The organism is Streptomyces sp. NPDC059895 (assembly GCF_042731035.1).
Lineage (GTDB): Bacteria > Actinomycetota > Actinomycetes > Streptomycetales > Streptomycetaceae > Streptomyces.
Genome location: NZ_JBHWKO010000009.1, coordinates 254,716 through 273,885, shown reverse-complemented (window position 1 = coordinate 273,885; position 19,170 = coordinate 254,716). Strand labels below are relative to the sequence as shown.

The following is a 19,170-nucleotide window of genomic DNA, read 5'->3' as shown; positions in this document are numbered from 1 at the left end:
GGCCCGCCCAGACCCACCCAGCCCGTCCGGCGATTGAGGACGAGGCCCGTTCAGGGCCGACGGGGGTCCAGGGGGCGGAGCCCCCTGGCGGGTCAGACCAGGTAGTCCCGGGCGATCCGCTCGGCGACCCGCTCCAGGATCGGCCCGGCCTCCGCGATGCAGCGGGCGACGTCCGGCTCGGCCTCCGTCAGCGGGTAGGCCCGCCGGATCCCGGCCCGGCCCAGCGCCTCCGGCGGCAGGGCGAGGCGTCCGCAGACGGCCACGACCTCCTTGCCGGCCGCGCGGGCGGCGGCGGCGACTCCCGCGGGCGCCTTGCCGTGCAGGGTCTGCGCGTCCAGCGAGCCCTCACCGGTGATCACCAGATCCGCCCGCTCCAGCGCCGGCGCGAACCCCAGCACGTCGAGCATGACCTCGATCCCGGCGCGGAAGCGGGCGCCGAGCAGCAGGGCGCCGTAGCCGATGCCGCCCGCGGCGCCCGCGCCGGGCGCCGCGGCGTACTCCGCGGCCTTCGGACCGACCGCGGCCTCCAGCACCTTCGCGTACCGCGCGAGCGCCGCGTCCAGCGTCTCGACGTCGTCCGGGGAGGCCCCCTTCTGCGGCCCGTACACCGCCGGGGCGCCCTTCGGGCCGGTCAGCGGGTTGTCGACGTCGCTGGCGAGGACCAGGTCGACGCAGGACAGCCGGGCGTCGAGGCCCGACAGGTCGACGCGGGCCAGATCGGCGAGTCCGCCTCCGCCCGGCGCGACCGGCTCGCCCTCCTCGTCCAGGAGGCGGGCGCCCAGCGCGGACAGCATGCCCGCGCCGCCGTCGGTGGTGGCGCTGCCGCCGACCCCGAAGACGATCGTGCGGGCGCCGGCGTCCAGCGCGGCCAGCAGCAGTTCCCCGGAACCGTACGTGGAGGCCGTGAGCGGGGCGAACACCCCGGCCGGGAGGCGCTGGAGACCGCTCGCCTCGGCCATCTCCACGACCGCCGTGTCACCGCGCAGCGCGAACGCGGCGGTGACCTCGTGGCCGAGGGGTCCGGCGACCCGTACCTCCCGGCGTTCGAATCCGGCCGCGACCGCCGCGTCGACCGTGCCGTCGCCGCCGTCGGCGACCGGCAGGGTCTCGACCTCGGCCTCCGGTACGACCCGGCGCAGCCCGGCCGTCACCCGCTCGGCGACCTCCACGGCCGTCAACGAGCCCTTGAACTTGTCCGCGGCCACGAGCACCCTGTGAGTGCCCTGCGCTTCGGCGTCCGCCACCTTGCTCCCCTTGCTCTCCGGGCCCCTCGCACGTCGGGGCCAGTCGCGCCGCAGTGACCTTAACCGCAGGACGCCTCCGCCGTCATGCCCTGCCCGGCCCTCGAACAGCGACGGAGCCGCACGGCGGCCCCGGAAACGGGTACTCCGCAGCCATGACCCCTGTGGGCACCGATCACGAGTGCGCCGACCGCGTCCTCGGCGGCTGGCTCGGCCGGATCGCCGGCAACATGCTCGGCAAACCGGTCGAGCAGGGAGACGTGTGGACGCGCGAGCGCATCGACCGCTATCTGCGGCGGGCCGCCGCCCTGCCGCTCACCGACTACCTGCCGGCGCCGGCCCCCGGGGACGACGACGCGCCGCTGCGCCCCGAGTGGCGCCACTGCGTACGCGGCCGCATCCACGGCAGTTGCCGCGACGACGACATCGACTACGCCATCCTCGGCCTGGACCTGCTGGAGACGTACGGCTTCGGCTTCACCACCGAGCGGGTCGGCGAGCTGTGGCTGCTGCGGCTGCCGTACCTGCAGACGTTCACGGCGGAGCGGGCCGCGTACCGCAACCTCGCCAACGGGCTGAAACCGCCGCTGACGGCGACGTACGACAACCCCTACCAGGAGTGGATCGGCGCGCTGATCCGCGCCGACGTCTACGGCTGGACCTGCCCCGGCGTCCCGTACCGGGCCGCCGCGCTGGCCCGCCGCGACGCCGTGCTGTCCCACACCGGCAACGGTGTGTACGGCGCGATGTGGGCGGCGGCGCTGATCTCGGCGGCGTTCACGGCGCCGACGGTCCGGCACGCCGTCGGGGAGGCGCTGGCCGTGATCCCGGCGAGCTGCCGGCTCGCCCGCGCCGTACGCCGTGTCGTCTCCCTCCACGACACCCGCCTGTCCTGGGAGGACACGCTGACCACGGTCGCCGAGGAGACGGCGGGCCTCGGCTGGATCCACACGGTGCCGAACGCGGCCGTCCTCACCGCCGGGCTCCTGTACGGCGACGGCGACTTCACGCGGACGCTCGCGCTGACCGTCCGCGGCGGCCTGGACACCGACTCCAACGGCGCGACGGCCGGTTCGGTCGCCGGGGTCCTGACCGGTGCGCGGGCCATCCCCGGCCAGTGGACAAAACCGTTGGAGGACACCGTGCGCAGCGCGGTGTTCGGTTTCGACCGGGTGCGGATCAGTGAGCTGGCGGAGCGGACGCTGCGGCTGGTGGGGGCGGACGCGCCGTGACCGGGCCCGTCCCCGCTCCCGTGCGCCGCACAGTGAGCCGGGTGGGCGGCGCGGGGCCTGGTTACCCTTCCAGGATGACCACTGCTGAGACTTCCTTCGCCGCCTACATCGCCTCCCTCCCCCGCGTCCTGGCCGGCGCCGCGGTGCTGTTCCGGGACGGCGAGGGGCGGGTGCTCCTGGTCGAGCCCAACTACCGCGAGGGGTGGACGCTGCCGGGCGGCACGATCGAGTCCGACGACGGCGAGACCCCGCGCCAGGCGGCCCGCCGCGAGACGCTCGAGGAGATCGGCCTGGACCGCGAACCGGGCCGGCTGCTCACGGTGGACTGGGCGCACGGCACGAACCGGCCGCCCCTGGTGGCGTACGTCTACGACGGCGGGATCCTCACCGACGACGACCTCAAGGCGATCCGGCTGCAGGAGGAGGAACTGCTGTCCTGGCGGCTGGTGCCGCGCGCGGACGTCACCGACCACCTGCGGGGCTCGCTGGGCCTGCGCGTGCTGGCCGCGCTGGACGTCCTGGCGGACGGCTCGGGGACGGCCGAGCTGGAGAACGGCCACCGGGTGGCGTGAGCGGGGGCCGGCCCGACCCGGCAGGAGCCGATCCGACCCGGCGGGGGCGGGGGCCGGGGCGCCGACCGTCCGATATCCGTTCGCCGACGCCGGATCTCCCGCCCTACCCTCGGCGACATGGCCAAACCCCTCGTCGCCCTCCTCAGCGGCGCCGGCATCTCCACCGACTCCGGCATCCCCGACTACCGCGGCCCCGACGGGCTGTGGCGGCGGGACCCGGAGGCGGAGAAGCTCGTCACGTACGAGTACTACATGCGGGACCCGGAGATCCGGCGGCGGTCCTGGCAGATGCGGCGCGAGAGCCGAGCGCTCCGGGCGGAGCCGAACGCGGCACACCGGGCGGTGGCCGAACTGGAACGGTCCGGGGTGCCGGTGCGGGTGATCACGCAGAACGTGGACGGGCTGCACCAGCTCGCCGGGATGCCCGCCCGCAAGGTGCTCGAACTGCACGGCACCGCGCACGGCGTGGTGTGCACCCGGTGCCACGCGCGCGGACCGATGCGGGACGCGCTCGCTCGCGTGGAGGCCGGTGAGGACGATCCGCCGTGCCTCGGATGCGGCGGCATCCTGAAGTCCGCGACCGTCATGTTCGGCCAGCGCCTCGACCCGATGGTCCTCGGCGACGCCGTCGCCGTCACCAAGGCCTGCCACATCTTCATCGCCGTCGGCACCAGCCTCCAGGTCCAGCCGGCGGCGGGTCTCGCGGGCGTCGCCGCCGACCACGGCGCCCGTCTGATCATCGTCAACGCCGAGCCGACACCGTACGACGGGATCGCCGACGAGGTCGTACGGGAGCCGATCGGGACCGCGCTGCCCCGGCTGCTGCGGGACCTGGGCCGGGGGTAGGCCGAGGTCAGGCCGGGGTCGGGCCGGGCCTAGAACAGGGTCGTTCCGCTCTCGAAGGCCAGGAGGCGGTGTTTGCGGGCGAGGCCGCCGCCGTAGCCGGTGAGGCCGCCGTCGGCGCCGACGACGCGGTGGCAGGGGACGATGATGCCGACGGGGTTCCTGCCGTTGGCGAGGCCGACGGCGCGGGAGGCGGTGGGGGTGCCGAGGGTCCGGGCGAGTTCGCCGTAGGTGCGGGTCTCGCCGTAGGGGATGGTGCGGAGTTCGGCCCAGACCGCGCGCTGGAAGGGGGTGCCGTGCAGGCGGAGCGGGAGGGTGAAGTGCTTCAGCCCGCCGTCGAAGTACGCCTCCAGTTGGTCCCGGGCCTCGGTGAGGAGGGTGTCGTCGCGGGGGCCGAAGGTCTCCTGCGGTGGGCGGTGGCGTTGTTCGGTCATGTAGAGGCCGCACAGGACTCCGTCGTCGGCGACGAGGGTGAGGGGGCCGTAGGGGCTGTCGACGAGCGTGTGCCGCTTCGTGGTGCTCGTGGTGGTCAGGGGGGTGGTCGTGGGGGTGCGCATCGTCGGTCCTCACACGGGCAGGGAGTTGATCGGGTGGCTGTCGGTCGCCCACAGGTACTGGACGGCGTAGGCCCGCCAGGGGCGCCACGCCGCCGCGCGGGCCGTGAGCGCCGCCGGGGTGGAGGGCAGGCCCAGGTCGCGGGCGGCGCGGCGGATGCCCAGGTCGGTGGGGAGGAAGGCGTCGGGGTCGCCCAGGGCGCGCAGGGCGATGACGTCGACGGTCCAGGGGCCGAAGCCGGGGAGGGACAGCAGGCGGGCGCGGGCGTCCGCCCAGTCGCTCTCCACGCCCAGGTGCAGGGATCCCTCGGCGAGGTGCCGTACGAGGGTGGTGAAGGTGGTGCGGCGGGTGCGGGGCATCGCCAGGGACCCGGGGTCGAGCGCGGCGAGGGCCTCGGGGGTCGGGAAGAGGTGGGTGAGGCCGCCGTCGGGGTCGTCGACGGGGTCGCCGTGGGCGGTGACCAGGCGGGCCGCGTGGGTGCGGGCGGCCGCCGTGGACACCTGCTGGCCCAGGACCGCCCGGACGGCGAACTCCGCCTCGTCCACCGTGCGCGGGACACGGCGGCCGGGCGCCTTGTCGACCAGCGGCGCGAGCTGCGGGTCGGTGCGCAGGTGGTCGTCGACGGCGACCGGGTCGGCGTCCAGGTCGAGCAGGCGCCGGCAACGGCTGATGGCGACGGTGAGGTCGCGCAGGTCGGTGAGGGTGAGCCGGCAGCCGATGTGGTCGGGGTGCGGGGTGAGCGCCACGATGCCGTGTCCGTACGGCAGGCGCAGCGTGCGCCGGAACGCTCCGTCGCGCCACTCCTCCACCCCGGGCACGCCGGTCGCGGCGAGGTGACCGAAGAGGTTGTCGGGGTTGAGGGGCGCGCGGAACGGCAGGCGGAGGTGGAGCGTCCCGGCGGTGGGGGACGCCGGGCGCGGGGCGCCGCTCCGCTTCGGGGCCCGGGCGCGCAGGTCGCTCGGGGAGAGCGCGAACACCTCGCGCACCGTGTCGTTGAAGGTGCGGACGGAGGCGAAGCCGGCGGCGAACGCCACGTCCGCCATGGGCAGGTCGCTGGTCTCGATGAGGAGGCGGGCGGTCTGGGCGCGCTGGGCGCGGGCCAGGGCGAGGGGGCCGGCGCCGAGTTCGGCGAGGAGCTGGCGTTCCACCTGGCGGGTGCTGTAGCCGAGGCGGGCGGCGAGTCCGGGCACCCCTTCGCGGTCGACGACGCCGTCGGCGACGAGCCGCATGGCGCGGGCGACGAGGTCGGCGCGGTGGTTCCACTCCGGGGAGCCCGGGCTGGTGTCGGGCCGGCACCGTTTGCAGGCCCGGAAACCGGCCTGCTGGCAGGCGGCGGCGCTCGGGTGGAAGGTCATGTTCTCCGGCTTGGGCGCCACGACCGGGCAGCTGGGCCGGCAGTAGATCCCGGTGGTCGAGACCGCCGTGAAGAACCAGCCGTCGAACCGCGCGTCCTTCGACCGCACGGCGCGCAGGCAGCGCTCCCGGTCGGTGTGCATCCCGTTCCGCATGTCCTCAGCATCGGCCACCGGCCCGGGGCGGCGCTGGCGAGAATCCGACATCGACCTGGTGTGGCCGGTGCCTTCCCGATTCGCCGTCCCGGTCCCTACTGCTGCCAGGCGCGGTCGCGCAGCAGCCGCAGTCCGTTGAGTCCGACCAGTACGGTCGACCCCTCGTGCCCGGCCACCCCGAGCGGCAGCGGCAGGTGGCCGACGAGGTCCCACAGCACCAGGCCGGTGATGAAGGTCCCCGCGATCACCAGGTTCTGCACCACCAGCCGGCGCGCGGTCCGCGACAGCCGTACGACGGCCGCGACCGTGGTGAGGTCGTCGCGGACGACGACGGCGTCCGCGGTCTCCAGGGCCAGGTCGGAACCGGCCCGGCCCATGGCCAGGCCCGCGTGGGCGGCGGCGAGCGCGGGCGCGTCGTTGACGCCGTCCCCGACGAACAGCACCCTGCGGCCGGAGAGCTGGAGCTCGCGCACGGCGTCGGCCTTGTCCTGCGGGAGCAGGCCGGCGCGGACGTCCGTGATGCCGGTGGCGTCGGCGACGCGGGCGGCGGCCCGGGCGTTGTCGCCGGTGAGGAGGACCGGGGCGGTGCCGGTGAGGGCGGTGAGCGCCTCGGTGGCGGCGGGGGCGGCGGGGCGCAGGCGGTCGGTGAGGGTGAGGGTGCCGGCGGGGGCGCCGTCGACGCGCACCAGGACCACGGTCCCCTCCGTCTCAAGGGCCGCCGGGGTGTGGCCGGTGTCCGCCCGGCCCACGGTGTCCGCCCGGCCCACGGTGACGGACCGGCCCTCGACGAGGGCCGTGACGCCCTGTCCGGGTGTCGCCGTGAAGTCCTCGGCGGGGGCGATCCGCAGGCCCCGCCCGCGCGCCGCCGCCACGACGGCGCGGGCCAGCGGATGCTCGCTGGGGTGCTCGGCGGCCGCGGCGAGGGCGAGGAGGGCGTCCTCGTCGATGCCGGATCCGGGCAGCGGGGTGACGGCCGTGACCTCGGGGGCGCCCTCGGTGAGGGTGCCGGTCTTGTCGAGGGCCGCGGTGTCGGTCTCGCCGAGGCGTTCCATGGCGACCGCGGACTTGACCAGGACGCCGTGGCGGCCGGCGGTGGCGATGGCGGACAGCAGGGGCGGCATGGTGGCGAGGACGACGGCGCACGGCGAGGCGACGATCATGAAGGTCATGGCGCGCAGCAGGGCGTCGGTGAGCTGCGCGCCGAAGGCGAGCGGCACGCCGAAGACGGCGAGGGTGGCGGCCACGACGGCGACGGCGTAGCGCTGCTCGATCCGCTCGACGAACAGCTGGGTGGGCGCCTTGGTGCGGGAGGCCTCCTCGACCAGGGTGACGATGCGGGCGATGACCGAGTCGGCGGGGTCGCGTGCGACGCGGACGCGGAGGGCTCCGGTGCCGTTGAGGGTGCCGGCGAAGACCTCGTCGCCGGGGCGCTTGACGACGGGCAGGGGTTCGCCGGTGATGGTCGCCTGGTCGGCCTCGCTGACGCCGTCGACGACGCGCCCGTCGGCGCCGATGCGCTCCCCCGGGCGGACGAGCAGCAGGTCGCCGACGGCGAGAGCGGCGGCCGGGACGGTCTCCTCGCCGCCGTCGGTGAGCCGGGTCGCGGTGTCGGGCGCGAGGTCGAGGAGACCGCGGACGGAGTCGGCGGTGCGGGCGGTGGCCAGGGCCTCCAGGGCGCCGGAGGTGGCGAAGATGACGATGAGGAGGGCGCCGTCGAGGACCTGGCCGATGGCGGCGGCGCCGAGCGCGGCGACGATCATCAGCAGGTCGACGTCGAGGGTCTTCCGGCGCAGCGCCCGCAGCCCTTCGAGGGCGGGTTCCCAGCCGCCGGTGACGTAGGCGACCGCGTAGGGGACCGCGGACGCCCAGGCCGGTGTGCCGCCGGCGTCCAGCGCGAGTCCCAGCAGGAAGGCGAGGGTGGCGGCGAGGGCCCAGCGGGCCTCGGGGAGGGCGAGGATCCGGGTGCGGCGCCGCGGGGGCGCCGGGGCGGTCGCGGTGGCCGGTGCGGAGGTGAGGGTGGTGGACACGCGGCCACGATACAGGAACACATGAAGAGTCATTCATTCATTCATGTACGGTGGGTAAGATGGCCCGCATGGGTCATGGAGCCGTCACCCCCGCAGCCACCGAGCGCGTCCGTCTGGACGCGGTCAACGTGGCCAAGGTGGCCACCACCCTCCAGGCCCTGTCCACCCCCTCACGCCTGCTGATCCTCGCCCGGCTGCGGGAAGGGCCGCTGCCCGCGACGGAGCTGGCGGCCGAGGTGGGGATGGAGCAGTCGGCGTGCTCGCACCAGTTGCGGCTGCTGCGCAACCTGGGCCTGGTGGTGGGCGAGCGGCGCGGCCGCTCGGTCGTCTACGCGCTGCACGACCACCATGTCGCCGAACTCCTCGACCAGGCCGTCTACCACGTGGAGCATCTGCGGCTGGGCATCAGCGACACCGCCGAGCAGGAGGACCGGTAGGGCCGGACGCCCTTCTCGCGCCGGCCCCCCTGCCACCCGGCGGGGACGGCGGCCCGCGACCCCGCGCCACCGTACGCGCGGCGGCCCGCGACCCCGCACCGCCGTACGCGCGGCGGCCCGCGACCCTACGACGCCGTACGCGCGGCGGTCAGCGCCCAGATCACGTACACGTCGACCCCCATGATCACGACCGACCAGAACGGTTCGTAGGGCAGGAACAGGAACTGGGCGACCAGGCCGAGCGCGGCCAGGAAGACGCCCGGGAAGCGGGCCCAGGCGGCGCCCCTGAGCAGGCCCGCGCCGGTGACGGCGGCCAGGACGCCGAGAACGACGTGGACGGCGCCCCAGACGGTGAGGCTCAGCGCGTAGACGTACGGGCCGACCCGGGTGTAGACCTCGTCCCCGGCCAGCGCGGCGATGCCCTGCAGGACGGCGAGGACGCCACCGCACAGCATCAGGACGCCGGCGAAGGAGACGCCGCCGGCGATCCGGGCGTCGCGCGGGGAGGGGCGGCGGGGGCCGCCGCGCGGGGTCGACCAGGCGGTGCCGATCTCGCCCTGCGGGCTGCCGGACGGCGTCGGCCGGTGCGGGTTCGGGCCGGGGTGGGAGGTCATGGCCGGACGTCCCTTCCGTGGGGCTCCGTGGGCTCCGTGCGTTCCGTGGGCTCCCTTGCAGGACACCCCGGACGTCCGTCGGAGGCGAGCGCGGCCGGGCCGTCCGGGTGAACGGCCCGGCCGGCCGCCCTCACATGTTGATCATGTGGCCGGCGAGGCCGTGGACGGCCTCCTTGACGGCCTCGCTCAGGGTCGGGTGGGCGTGGACGTTGCGGGCGACCTCGTGGACGGTGAGGTCCCACTGCTGGGCCAGGGTCAGCTCGGGCAGCAGCTCGGTGACGTCGGGGCCGATGAGGTGGCCGCCGATGAGCTCGCCGTGCGTCGCGTCGCTGATCAGCTTGACGAAGCCGGTGGTGTCGCCGAGGCCGTGGGACTTGCCGTTGGCGCTGAAGGGGAACTTCGCGACCTTGACGTCGTACCCGAGGTCGCGGGCCTGGGCCTCGGTGTAGCCGAAGCTGGCGATCTGGGGCTGGCAGAAGGTGGCCCGGGGGATCATGGCGTAGTCGAGCTCCATGGTCTCCGCGTCCGCGAGGGTCTCGGCGGCGATCACGCCCATCGCCTCGGCGGCGTGCGCGAGCATCAGCTTCGCGGTGACGTCGCCGATGGCGTACAGGTGCGGCACGGAGGTGCGGCAGCGGCCGTCGACGTCGATCGCGCCGCGCTCGGTGACGCGGACGCCGGTGTTCTCCAGGCCGTAGCCGGTCACGTTCGGGGCGAAGCCGATCGCCTGGAGGACCTTGTCGGTCTCCAGGACGTGCTGGGCGCCGTCCTTGCCGGTGACGGTGACGCGGACCCGGGGGCCGGACTCGTCGATGGACTCGACGCGGGTGGAGGTGAGCACGTCGATGCCCAGCCTGCGGTACTGCCGGGCGAGTTCGGCGGAGACCTCGGCGTCCTCCAGCGGGGCCATGCGGTCCAGGAACTCCACGACGGTGACCTTCACGCCGTAGTTGTGCAGCACGTAGGCGAACTCGACGCCGATCGCGCCGGCGCCCGCGACGACGATCGACTCCGGGAGGTCGTCGGCGAGGATCTGCTCCTCGTACGTCACCACGCGGGAGGTGCGGCGGGTGCCGGGCAGGAGCTTCGGGGTGGCGCCGGTGGCGATGACGCAGTGGTCGAAGCCGATCGTGCGGGTCTCGCCGTCGTAGCCGGCGACCTGGAGGGTGTGCGGGTCGAGGAAGGTGCCGCGGCCGTCGAACTCGGTGATCTTGTTCTTCTTCATCAGGTAGTGGACGCCCTTGACCCGGCCGTCCGCGACCTTGCGGCTGCGGCGGAACGCCTCGCCGTAGTCGAAGGAGACCTGGCCGTCGATCCTGATGCCGAAGGTCTTCGCCTCGTGGGTGAGGAGGTGGGCGAGTTCGGCGTTGCGCAGGAGGGCCTTGGTGGGGATGCAGCCCACGTTCAGGCAGACGCCGCCCCAGTACTTCTCCTCGACGACGGCGACGCGTCTGCCCAGCTGGGCTGCGCGGACCGCGGCGACGTAGCCGCCGGGGCCGGCACCGAGGACCACGACGTCGAAGCGTTCGTCCTGCTCGGCCATGGAACGTCCCTCTTCCTTCGGCTGGTGGGGGTGCTGGTGGTGCTCCGGTCTGCTTCCGTGCGCCCGTTCGGTGAGGATTGTTCCACCGCTGCGGGGGCGGGGCCCGCCGGGCGGCCGGCGGGCCCCGCCGCCCGGCTACCCGACGGCCGTCGGCCGGCGCCAGGCCGCCGTCGCCCGCCCGACGCCGGTCAGCGGGCGCAGCCGGTAGGTGTAGGCGTAGTCGTGGTCGGCGAACAGCTTGTACTCGTCGTGGGTGTGGGCGCCCCAGCTGTTGTCGCCGCCGACACCCATCTGGCGGTGGCTCAGGCGCAGCACGACCTCCTCGCGCGGGGTGAGCTGGTAGTCGTGGCGGAGCCCGGCGGACAGGTCCTCGGGGGTGAAGTGGGAGGCGTTGACCTCCAGCAGGGGCTCGCCGGTGGCGAGCAGGCCGACGCCGTCGCGGTCGGTGAGGGCGACCCAGCGGACGTCGGTCTTGTTGCCGTTCTCCTGCGGGCGGATGTAGGGGGTCCACTGCTCGGAGACGGTCCCCGAGTACCGGCCGACGTCGGTGCCGTCGTTGCGGTCCCAGTGGTTCTCCTCGGGGCCGCGCCCGTAGTAGTGCAGGTGCTCCAGCCGGGCGGGCAGGAACAGCAGGCTGCCCACCTCCGGGAGGTACGGCAGGCTCGCGGCGCCCGGGTGCAGGGTGTGGTCGACCTTGATCTCGGCGTTGCCGAAGACGGTGTAGGTGGTGGTGTACGCCGACGTCACCGTCGTCGGGAGCGTGCCGGCGACCCTGATCTCCACGGCCCGGTCCCGCAGGGCGCGTACGCGGACGCCGGTCACGGTGCGGTGCGCGCCGGCGTCGCGCCAGGTCCGGTTGCGGGTGTGCTGGCCGTTGCCCTTGTCGTTGTCGGTGGGCGCCCGCCAGAAGTTGGGCGCGGGGCCGGCGACGATCAGGGAGGTGCCGGCGGCCTCGTAGGAGGTGATGACGCCGGTGCGCTTGTCGACGGTGACGGAGAAGTCCCGGCCGGTGACGGTGACGTCGGTGGGACCGTCGTCGTGGGTGAGGGCGGGGACGCCGGACAGGGGCACGGGTGTCACGGGCGGGCTGCCGGCGTCGAGCGGGAGCTGGTGGCGGGCCACCTCGAAGCCGGCCCGCGCCCACGGGGTGGACTCCCGCAGGGTGAAGGAGAGTTCGAGGAAGTACTCGGTGCCGGGCTCCGGGGCGGCCGGGAGCCGGACGGGGACGGTGATGTCCTTGGAGGTCAGGGGCGGCACGTCCAGCTGACCGCGGGTCAGTTCGCCGTGGCGCACCGCCGTGCCGTCGGCGACGAGGGTCCACCGTCCGCGGAAGTCCCTGAGGTCGGTGAAGAGGTACTCGTTGGTCAGCGTGACCGTGCCCGCCGGGCGCCCGGGCACCGGTGCCGCGCCGACCGCCTGGTAGACCCGCTTGACCTCGGCGGCCTTGCCGGTGTGGCCCCGGTCGGCGGTGACGATGCCGTCCGCGACGAAGCTGCCGTCGTTGGGCAGGTCGCCCCAGTCGCCGCCGTAGGCGAAAAAGGTCTTCTCGCGCGGCCGCTCCTCGGCCACGGCGACGGTGGCCGCGTCGAACCAGAACCGCACGCCGTCGTCGCCGGGGCCGCGGCCGTCGTCGGCGAGTTCGGCGGCGGTGAGGGCGCGGGCGTGGACGCCGGCCCGGCGGATGGTGCCGCTGAACTCGCGGGTGTGGTTGTCGGTGTCGTTGCCGAGCGCGAGGGGGGCGGTGTTGACGGCGGGGCGGCCGGTGGTGGCGCGGGTGGCCCGTACCGCGCCGTCGACGTACAGGGTGAGGGTACCCGCGTCGGCGTCGAAGACGCCCGCGACGTGGTGTTCGCGGCCGGTCCAGTCGTCGGGCAGGGCCCAGCCGGCGGTGATCCACCGGCTGCCGTCGTGGAGGAGGAACTCCAGGGTGCGGTGGGTCTGCTTCAGCGCGTACTGGGTGTCGCCCTTGGCGATGATCGGCTGGTGGTAGCCGGTGACGTGCGGGGTGACCCAGGCCTCCAGGGTGAGGGATCCGGTGAGGTCCAGGCTCGGGTCGCGGGCGAAGACGGTGGCGCCGCGGACTCCCCGGACCCGGTCGAAGGTGCCGCTGGAGGCCATCAGCTCGCCGCGCAGCCGGCCGGGTCCGGTCTCGGTGAACAGGGTGCGCACGGGGGTGGGCCAGTACAGGGACTGGTCGACGAAGTCCCAGATCCAGCCGCCCTGGAGGACGTCGTGGCGGCGGACGACGTCCCAGTACTTCTTGAGGTTGCCGTTGGAGTTCCCCATCGCGTGGGAGTACTCGATCATGACGTACGGGCGGGTGTCCGTGGTGTCCTCGGCGCGCTGCTCGACCCGGGCGGGTGTCTCGTACATGCGGGAGCGGATGTCGCTGACGCCGGGGCTGTCGTCGCCCTCGTACTGGATGACGCGGGTGGGGTCGTAGGAGCGGATCCAGTCGTACATGGCGGTGAAGGTGGTGCCGGCGCCGGCCTCGTTGCCGAGGGACCACAGGACGACCGAGGCGTGGTTCTTGTCGCGGTGGACCATGTTCTGGGCGCGGGCCACGCAGGCGGCGGTCCAGTCTGGGTGGTCGCCGGGGTACCGGGAGCGGATGCCGTGCGTCTCCAGGTTGGTCTCGTCGACGAGGTAGAGGCCGTACTCGTCGGCCAGTTCGTACCACTGCGGGTTGTTGGGGTAGTGGGAGGTGCGGACGGAGTTGATGTTCAGGCGCTTGATGAGCCTGATGTCCTCGACGAGGTCCGCGCGGGTGAGGGCGGTGCCGCGGGCCGGGTGCATCTCGTGCCGGTTGGTGCCGCGGAAGGAGACGGGCCGGCCGTTGACGCGCATCAGCCCGTCCTGCAGGGCGAACTCGCGCAGGCCGACCCGGTGCGACAGCGTCTCGATGATCCGGCCGGCGGGGTCGCGCAGCCGCAGGACGGCGGTGTACAGGTACGGGTGCTCCGCCGACCAGAGGCGGGGGGCGGGTACGGCCTTCGCCGCCCGGACGGTCGTCTCCCCGCCGGGGGTGAGGTCGACGGGCTGCTGGAGCGGGCGGGACCACACGGGATGGCCGTCGGCGTCGTACAGGAGGGTGTCGACGGTGTACCGCGCGCCGGCCGGGTCCCGGCCCCCGGATCCCCCGCGGGGTCCGCCGCCGTAGTCCCGCACGCTCGCCGTGACCGACAGCCGCGCGGAGGTGTGGTCGTCGCCGAGCGGGGTGTCCAGCTTGAAGTCCCGCAGGTGCACGGCCGGGGTGGAGTACAGGTAGACCGAGCGGAAGATGCCGCTCAGCCGGATCATGTCCTGGTCCTCCAGCCAGTCCCCGTCGCAGTAGCGGTAGACCTCCACGGCGATCTGGTTGGTGCCCGGCCGGAGGCGGTCGGTGATGTCGTACTCGGCGGGGGTGTAGGAGTCCTCGTGGTAGCCGGTCAGCTCGCCGTTGATCCAGACGTAGTGGGCGGACTTGACGCCCTCGAAGTGCAGGAAGACGCGCCGGCCGGCCCACTCCCCGGGCACGGTGAAGGTGCGCCGGTACTGGCCGACGGGGTTGTAGCGGGTGGGTGCGGCGGGGGGCTGCGGATCCTCGCCCAGGCCGTTGGGGCCCCAGTAGGGGTAGGTGATGTTGAGGTAGATGGGGCGGTCGTGGCCGTGCAGCTGCCAGACGGAGGGGACGGGGATCGTCTCCCAGGAGGTGTCGTCCAGGTCGGTGCGGTGGAAGTCGACGTCGCGCTCGTCGGGGCGCTCGGCGTAGGCGAATCTCCACGTCCCGTCGAGGTCGAGCCGGTACGGGGAGCGGGTGCGGTCGGCGGCCAGGGCCTGGTCGAGGCCGGCGTACGGCATGAGGGTGGTGTGCGGGGGTTCGGTGCCGAGCCGGAAGACGTCGATGCGGCCGTTCCACTCCGGGGTCGCGTCCGCCGCGGCCGCCCGCCGGGCGGCGGAGGGGGCGGAGAGGGCGAGCGCGCCGAGTACGGCGGCGGATCCTTCGAGGAGACGGCGACGGCTGACGACCGCCCGCTGGGGGCGGTCCGGCCGGTCCATGGACGACACGTACGGGTGCGACATGACCATGACCTTCCTCGGGGCGAACCGTGCGGCTGCACGGGACGGAGGGTGCGTCAGATCTTGTCCACCGCGGTCAGGAAACCGGACAGGGACGCGCCGGGGAGGGCCCGATATCAACTCCCTTCGGCGCAACGCGACTTGGTGCCGGCCGCCGAAGAGAGTCGCCGTCGTCAGTACACGTCCCGCACGTACCGCTTGTCGGAAGCGAGCTGCTTGACGTACGCCGCGGCCTCCTCCTCCCCCAGGCCGCCGTGGACGACGGCGATGTCGCGCAGCGCCCGGTCGACGTCCTTGGCCATGCGGGAGGCGTCGCCGCACACGTAGAAGTGGGCGCCGTCCCGGAGCCAGGACCACAGCTGGGAGCCGTGCTCGCGCATCCGGTCCTGCACGTACACCTTGGCCCGCTGGTCGCGGGAGAAGGCCGTGTCCAGACGGCCGAGGGTGCCGTCGGCCAGGAGGGCGGTCAGCTCCCGCTCGTAGTAGAAGTCGGTCGCCCGGTGCTGTTCGCCGAAGAACAGCCAGTTCGGCGCCCGGTGCCCGCGCGCCCGGCGCTCCTCCAGGAAGCCGACGAACGGGGCGACGCCGGTGCCGGGACCCACCATCACCATCGGCACCGCCGGGTCGGCGGGCGGCCGGAAGTGCGGGGAGCGCTGCACGTGCACCGGGACCTCGGTGCCGGGCTCGGCGTCCGCGAGGAAGGGCGAGCAGACGCCCTGGCGGGGCCGGCCGGCCAGGTTCTCGTACCGGACGACCGAGACGGTGAGGGAGACCAGGTGGGGGTCGGTGAGCGGGCTGGAGGAGATGGAGTACAGCCGGGGCTGGAGGCGGCCCAGCGTCTCGGTCCACTCCTGCGCCCCGGCCCGGATCCCGAACTCGGCGGCCACGTCGACGGCCTGCCGGCCCCAGGACCACTTCGCCAGCTCGTCCTTGTTGTCCGGGCGCAGCAGCTTGCGCAGCTCGCGCGGGTCGCGGGCGCGGTCGGCGGTGAACCGCAGCAGGGCCGGCGATATCCGGGTGATGTCGAGGTGGCGCAGCAGGGCCTCGCCGAGGGCGACCTCGCCGACGCCGTTCACCCGTACGGCCGCGTCCGCGTCCAGACCGGTGACGGCCAGCCACTCCTCCACCAGCGCCGGGGAGTTCAGGGGCCGGACGCCGAGGGCGTCGCCGGCCTCGTAGAGGAGCGGGGTGTCGCTGTCGCGGGTGTCGAAGGTGAAGCGGCGCACCTCCTTGCCGGAGCCGGGCAGGCTGAGCAGGCGGTTGCCGGTGAGGCGGGCGGCGACGGGGGCGGGCCGCTTGGCGCGGGACCGGGCGGGCGCCGGGGAGAGAGCCGGGGAGGGGGAGGGGGAGGGGGAGGGGGCGGCCTGGACCCGGGCGGGAACCGGGGAGGGCGAGAGCTGGGCCGGGGCCGGTTCCGTGGCGTCCTTGAGCGCGGTGAGCACCTGGTCCAGCCAGGCCTCGGCCTGCGGCTCGTAGTCCGGTTCGCAGTCGGTGCGCGGCGCGAGCCGCACCGCGCCCAGCTCGTCCATACGGTGGTCCAGGCGGCGGCCGTGCCCGCAGAAGTCGTCGTAGGAGGAGTCCCCGAAGGCCAGGACGGCGTAGCGGCGGCCCGCCAGGCGCCCGGCGTCGAGGGTGGTCAGGCCGTCCCAGAAGCCGGCGCCGTTGTCGGGGGCGTCGCCGTCGCCGAAGGTGCTGGTGATCAGCAGCAGGTCGGCGCCCGCGGGCAGGGCGGCGGGGTCGGCCTCGTCCATGGCGACGAGGGAGGTGCTGTGGCCGCCGGCGGTGAGCCGTTCGGCGGTGGTGGTGGCGAAGTCCTCGGCGTTGCCGGTCTGCGAGGCCCACAGGATGACGATCCGGCGCCCCGGGGACGGCTCGGAGCCGCCGTCGGGGGCGGTGCGGGAGTACATGCCGGCCAGGGTGCCGTTGACCCACAGGGCGTGCTCGGGGCTGAACGGGGCGTCCGGGGGCAGGACGGGGACGCCGGGGGCGCCGGCCGGGATGCCGGCGAGGAAGCCGACCAGGTACTGCCGCTCCCGCTCGCTCAGGACGGGCGGCGGGGCGGGGTCCAGGCCGAAGACGGCGGCGGCGGAGGGCTGGACGGCGGTCGGCACGAGCACCCGCGCACCGGTCACCGGCGCCGCCGGTGCGCCCGCCGCGGCCGGTACGCCCACCGCGCCCGGTACACCCGCCGCGGCCGGCGCCGTCGCGGTCCGTACCGTCACCGGCGTCGACACCTTGGTCAGCGACACCGCGCACACCTTCAGCTCGGGCTGGAAGGAGAGCGGGTCGACGGCGTCACCGGTGACCGCGTTGACGCTGAGGTACTCCCCGAACAGGTCGTTCCAGTGGAACGGCGCGAAGCAGGAGCCGGGCAGCACCCGGTCGGTGACGACGGCGGGCAGCACGGCCCGGCCGCGCCGGGAGGCGACCTCCACCGAGTCGCCGTCGGCGATGCCGAGCCCGGCGGCGTCCTCGGGGTGCAGCTCGACGAAGGGGCCCGGGTCGAGCTTGTTGAGCTTGGCCACCTTGGCGGTCTTGGTCAGGGTGTGCCACTGGTGCTGGAGACGGCCCGTGTTGAGGACGAACGGGTAGTCGTCGTCCGGCATCTCGGCGGGCGGGACGTGCGGGCGGGCGTGGAAGACGGCGCGGCCGCTCGCGGTGGGGAAGGTGAGCGAGCCGTCGGCGTTCACGTACCGGATCGGGTTGCGGTCGGGGCCGTCGGGGGTGGCGGCGGGCCACTGCACCGGGGTGGCGCGCAGCCGCTCGTAGGTCACTCCGCGCAGGTCGTAGCCGGTCTGCGGGTTGTGGGCGCGTTTGATCTCCTCGAAGATCTCCTCCGCGCTGTCGTAGGCGAAGCCGTCCTCGTAGCCCATCGCGCGGGCGACGCCGGCGATCAGGCGCCAGTCGGCGGTCGCCTCGCCGGGCGGGTCGGCGGCGGGCCGGGCGAGGGTGAGGTTGCGCTCGCTGTTGATGAGGACGCCCTCGGTCTCCGTCCACAGGGCGCCGGGCAGGACGACGTCGGCGTACGCGTTGGTCTCGGTGTCGGCGAAGACGTCCTGGGCGACGACGAACTCGGCGGCCTCCAGACCCTCGATGACCGTCCTGCGGTTGGCGACGGAGGCGACCGGGTTGGTGCAGATGATCCAGCAGGCCTTGATCTCTCCGTCGGCCATCCGGCGGAACATCTCGACGGTGCCCTTGCCGACGCCGTCGGCGCGGATCGTGCCCGGCTCCAAGCCCCACAGCTCCTCGACGAAGGCGCGGTCGGCGTCGACGAGGACGGACCGCTGCCCGGGGAGCCCCGGCCCCATGTAGCCCATCTCGCGCCCGCCCATGGCGTTGGGCTGTCCGGTGAGGGAGAAGGGGCCGCTGCCCGGCCGGCAGATCCTGCCGGTCGCGAGGTGCAGGTTGACCAGGGCGTTGGTGTTCCAGGTGCCGTGCGTGGACTGGTTGAGGCCCATCGTCCAGCAGCTCGTCCACTCCCCCGCCTCGCCGATCAGCCGGGCGGCCTCGCGCAGGTCGGCCTCGGGGATGCCGGTGATCTCGGCGACGGTCGCGGGCGGGTAGTCGGCGAGGAACTCCGGCATCGCCTCCCAGCCCTCGGTGTACGCGGCGACGAAGTCGGGGTCGGTGTGGCCGTTGGCGTGCAGCAGGTGCAGCAGGCCGTTCAGGAGGGCGAGGTCGGTGCCGGACCTGACCTGGAGGAACAGGTCGGCCTTGGCGGCGGTGGCGGTGCGGCGCGGGTCGACGACGATCAGTTTCGCCCCGGCCTTCACCCGGTCCATCATGCGCAGGAAGAGGATCGGGTGGCAGTCGGCCATGTTGGAGCCGATGACCAGGAAGACGTCCGCCTTGTCGAGGTCGTCGTACGAGCCGGGCGGCCCGTCGGCGCCGAGGGAGAGCTTGTAGCCGGTGCCGGCGCTGGCCATGCACAGCCGGGAGTTCGACTCGATCTGGTTGCTGCGCAGATACCCCTTGACCAGCTTGTTCGCCAGGTACTGCGCCTCCAGGCTCATCTGGCCGGAGACATAGAGGGCGACCGCGTCGGGCCCGTGCTCGTCGACGATCGCGCGCAGCCGCCGGGCCGTCTCGGCGACGGCCGCGGCCACGGGGGCGGGCTCCGGCTCCTCCCCGCGCTCGGAGCGGACCAGGGCGGTGGTCAGCCGGCCGGGTGCGGCGAGCATGTCGGCGGTGGTCGCGCCCTTGGTGCACAGCCGGCCGAGGTTCGCGGGGTGCTCCTTGTCCCCGGACGCCTTCAGGACCGTACGGCGTCCGTCCGGTCCGGTACGGATGTCCAGGAGCATGCCGCAGCCCACGCCGCAGTACGAGCAGACCGTGCGCACCTTCGTCTCCGTCGCGCTGTCGGTCCGCGGGTCCGGCACGGCCACGGGCGCCCCCTTTCTGACGATCGGCCTGGTGAGAGCCTCTGTGACGGTACGAACCGCGCATTACGCAGGCGTCTCCCGGACGGGTCGCCGAGGGTTAAGGCGGGCGCACAGCCGGGGGTGGGCGGGTGTGAGACGGGGCGGCTGTGGAGAC

Annotated in this window: 12 protein-coding genes; 4 read left to right on the top strand and 8 right to left on the bottom strand. The window is 74.2% G+C overall.

Features of this window, described 5'->3' with window-relative positions; translation table 11 throughout:
• Positions 1-92 precede the first annotated feature (92 nt).
• The gene (locus ACFV9M_RS14245) at positions 93-1,211 is read right to left on the bottom strand and encodes a glycerate kinase (RefSeq protein WP_385066320.1); all 1,119 of its coding nucleotides are present in this window, start codon (positions 1,209-1,211) and stop codon (positions 93-95) included.
• A 185-nt stretch (positions 1,212-1,396) separates the two neighbouring features.
• Between ACFV9M_RS14245 and ACFV9M_RS14240 the strand changes: the two genes are divergently transcribed.
• The 3 genes from ACFV9M_RS14240 to ACFV9M_RS14230 all read left to right on the top strand — a co-directional run bounded on the left by ACFV9M_RS14240 (position 1,397) and on the right by ACFV9M_RS14230 (position 3,891).
• Positions 1,397-2,473, top strand: a complete 1,077-nt coding sequence (locus ACFV9M_RS14240; RefSeq protein ID WP_385066113.1) for an ADP-ribosylglycohydrolase family protein — start codon at positions 1,397-1,399, stop codon at positions 2,471-2,473.
• Positions 2,474-2,547: 74 nt separating this feature from the next.
• Entirely contained in the window at positions 2,548-3,045 is a 498-nt protein-coding gene (locus ACFV9M_RS14235) for an NUDIX domain-containing protein (RefSeq protein WP_385066114.1), read from the top strand.
• A 117-nt stretch (positions 3,046-3,162) separates the two neighbouring features.
• Positions 3,163-3,891: an NAD-dependent deacetylase gene (locus ACFV9M_RS14230; RefSeq protein ID WP_385066116.1), complete on the top strand. Its 729-nt coding sequence runs from the start codon at positions 3,163-3,165 to the stop codon at positions 3,889-3,891.
• Positions 3,892-3,920: 29 nt separating this feature from the next.
• Here the strand turns inward: ACFV9M_RS14230 and ACFV9M_RS14225 are convergent, their stop codons facing one another.
• From ACFV9M_RS14225 to ACFV9M_RS14215, 3 genes are all read right to left on the bottom strand, one after another.
• Complete coding sequence (locus ACFV9M_RS14225; RefSeq protein WP_385066118.1) at positions 3,921-4,445, bottom strand: methylated-DNA--[protein]-cysteine S-methyltransferase; 525 nt, start codon at positions 4,443-4,445, stop codon at positions 3,921-3,923.
• A 9-nt stretch (positions 4,446-4,454) separates the two neighbouring features.
• Entirely contained in the window at positions 4,455-5,951 is a 1,497-nt protein-coding gene (locus ACFV9M_RS14220) for an AlkA N-terminal domain-containing protein (RefSeq protein WP_385066120.1), read from the bottom strand.
• 95 nt (positions 5,952-6,046) lie between these two features.
• Positions 6,047-8,011, bottom strand: a complete 1,965-nt coding sequence (locus ACFV9M_RS14215; RefSeq protein WP_385066122.1) for a heavy metal translocating P-type ATPase — start codon at positions 8,009-8,011, stop codon at positions 6,047-6,049.
• A gap of 35 nt (positions 8,012-8,046) precedes the next feature.
• Between ACFV9M_RS14215 and ACFV9M_RS14210 the strand changes: the two genes are divergently transcribed.
• The gene (locus ACFV9M_RS14210) at positions 8,047-8,415 is read left to right on the top strand and encodes an ArsR/SmtB family transcription factor (protein ID WP_385066125.1); all 369 of its coding nucleotides are present in this window, start codon (positions 8,047-8,049) and stop codon (positions 8,413-8,415) included.
• Positions 8,416-8,540: 125 nt separating this feature from the next.
• Here the strand turns inward: ACFV9M_RS14210 and ACFV9M_RS14205 are convergent, their stop codons facing one another.
• From ACFV9M_RS14205 to ACFV9M_RS14190, 4 genes are all read right to left on the bottom strand, one after another.
• Positions 8,541-9,029: a hypothetical protein gene (locus ACFV9M_RS14205; RefSeq protein ID WP_385066127.1), complete on the bottom strand. Its 489-nt coding sequence runs from the start codon at positions 9,027-9,029 to the stop codon at positions 8,541-8,543.
• Between the two features lie 130 nt (positions 9,030-9,159).
• Entirely contained in the window at positions 9,160-10,572 is a 1,413-nt protein-coding gene (gene lpdA / locus ACFV9M_RS14200; protein ID WP_385066130.1) for a dihydrolipoyl dehydrogenase, read from the bottom strand.
• A 135-nt stretch (positions 10,573-10,707) separates the two neighbouring features.
• On the bottom strand, positions 10,708-14,634 hold the full coding sequence (locus ACFV9M_RS14195; RefSeq protein WP_385066132.1) for a glycoside hydrolase family 2 TIM barrel-domain containing protein: 3,927 nt from the start codon (positions 14,632-14,634) through the stop codon (positions 10,708-10,710).
• A gap of 170 nt (positions 14,635-14,804) precedes the next feature.
• Complete coding sequence (locus ACFV9M_RS14190; RefSeq protein ID WP_385066322.1) at positions 14,805-18,935, bottom strand: molybdopterin-dependent oxidoreductase; 4,131 nt, start codon at positions 18,933-18,935, stop codon at positions 14,805-14,807.
• Between the last annotated feature and the right edge of the window lie 235 nt (positions 18,936-19,170).

What these genes read in the sequence shown, in the direction of transcription:
- ACFV9M_RS14205 (WP_385066127.1), bottom strand. Translation starts at nt 9,029, where the DNA reads ATGACCTCCCACCCCGGCCCGAACCCGCACCGGCCGACGCCGTCCGGC.
- ACFV9M_RS14195 (WP_385066132.1), bottom strand. Translation starts at nt 14,634, where the DNA reads ATGTCGCACCCGTACGTGTCGTCCATGGACCGGCCGGACCGCCCCCAG.
- ACFV9M_RS14215 (WP_385066122.1), bottom strand. Translation starts at nt 8,011, where the DNA reads ATGACTCTTCATGTGTTCCTGTATCGTGGCCGCGTGTCCACCACCCTC.
- ACFV9M_RS14240 (WP_385066113.1), top strand. Translation starts at nt 1,397, where the DNA reads ATGACCCCTGTGGGCACCGATCACGAGTGCGCCGACCGCGTCCTCGGC.
- ACFV9M_RS14230 (WP_385066116.1), top strand. Translation starts at nt 3,163, where the DNA reads ATGGCCAAACCCCTCGTCGCCCTCCTCAGCGGCGCCGGCATCTCCACC.
- ACFV9M_RS14190 (WP_385066322.1), bottom strand. Translation starts at nt 18,935, where the DNA reads ATGCTCCTGGACATCCGTACCGGACCGGACGGACGCCGTACGGTCCTG.
- ACFV9M_RS14225 (WP_385066118.1), bottom strand. Translation starts at nt 4,445, where the DNA reads ATGCGCACCCCCACGACCACCCCCCTGACCACCACGAGCACCACGAAG.
- ACFV9M_RS14235 (WP_385066114.1), top strand. Translation starts at nt 2,548, where the DNA reads ATGACCACTGCTGAGACTTCCTTCGCCGCCTACATCGCCTCCCTCCCC.
- ACFV9M_RS14220 (WP_385066120.1), bottom strand. Translation starts at nt 5,951, where the DNA reads ATGCGGAACGGGATGCACACCGACCGGGAGCGCTGCCTGCGCGCCGTG.
- lpdA (WP_385066130.1), bottom strand. Translation starts at nt 10,572, where the DNA reads ATGGCCGAGCAGGACGAACGCTTCGACGTCGTGGTCCTCGGTGCCGGC.
- ACFV9M_RS14210 (WP_385066125.1), top strand. Translation starts at nt 8,047, where the DNA reads ATGGGTCATGGAGCCGTCACCCCCGCAGCCACCGAGCGCGTCCGTCTG.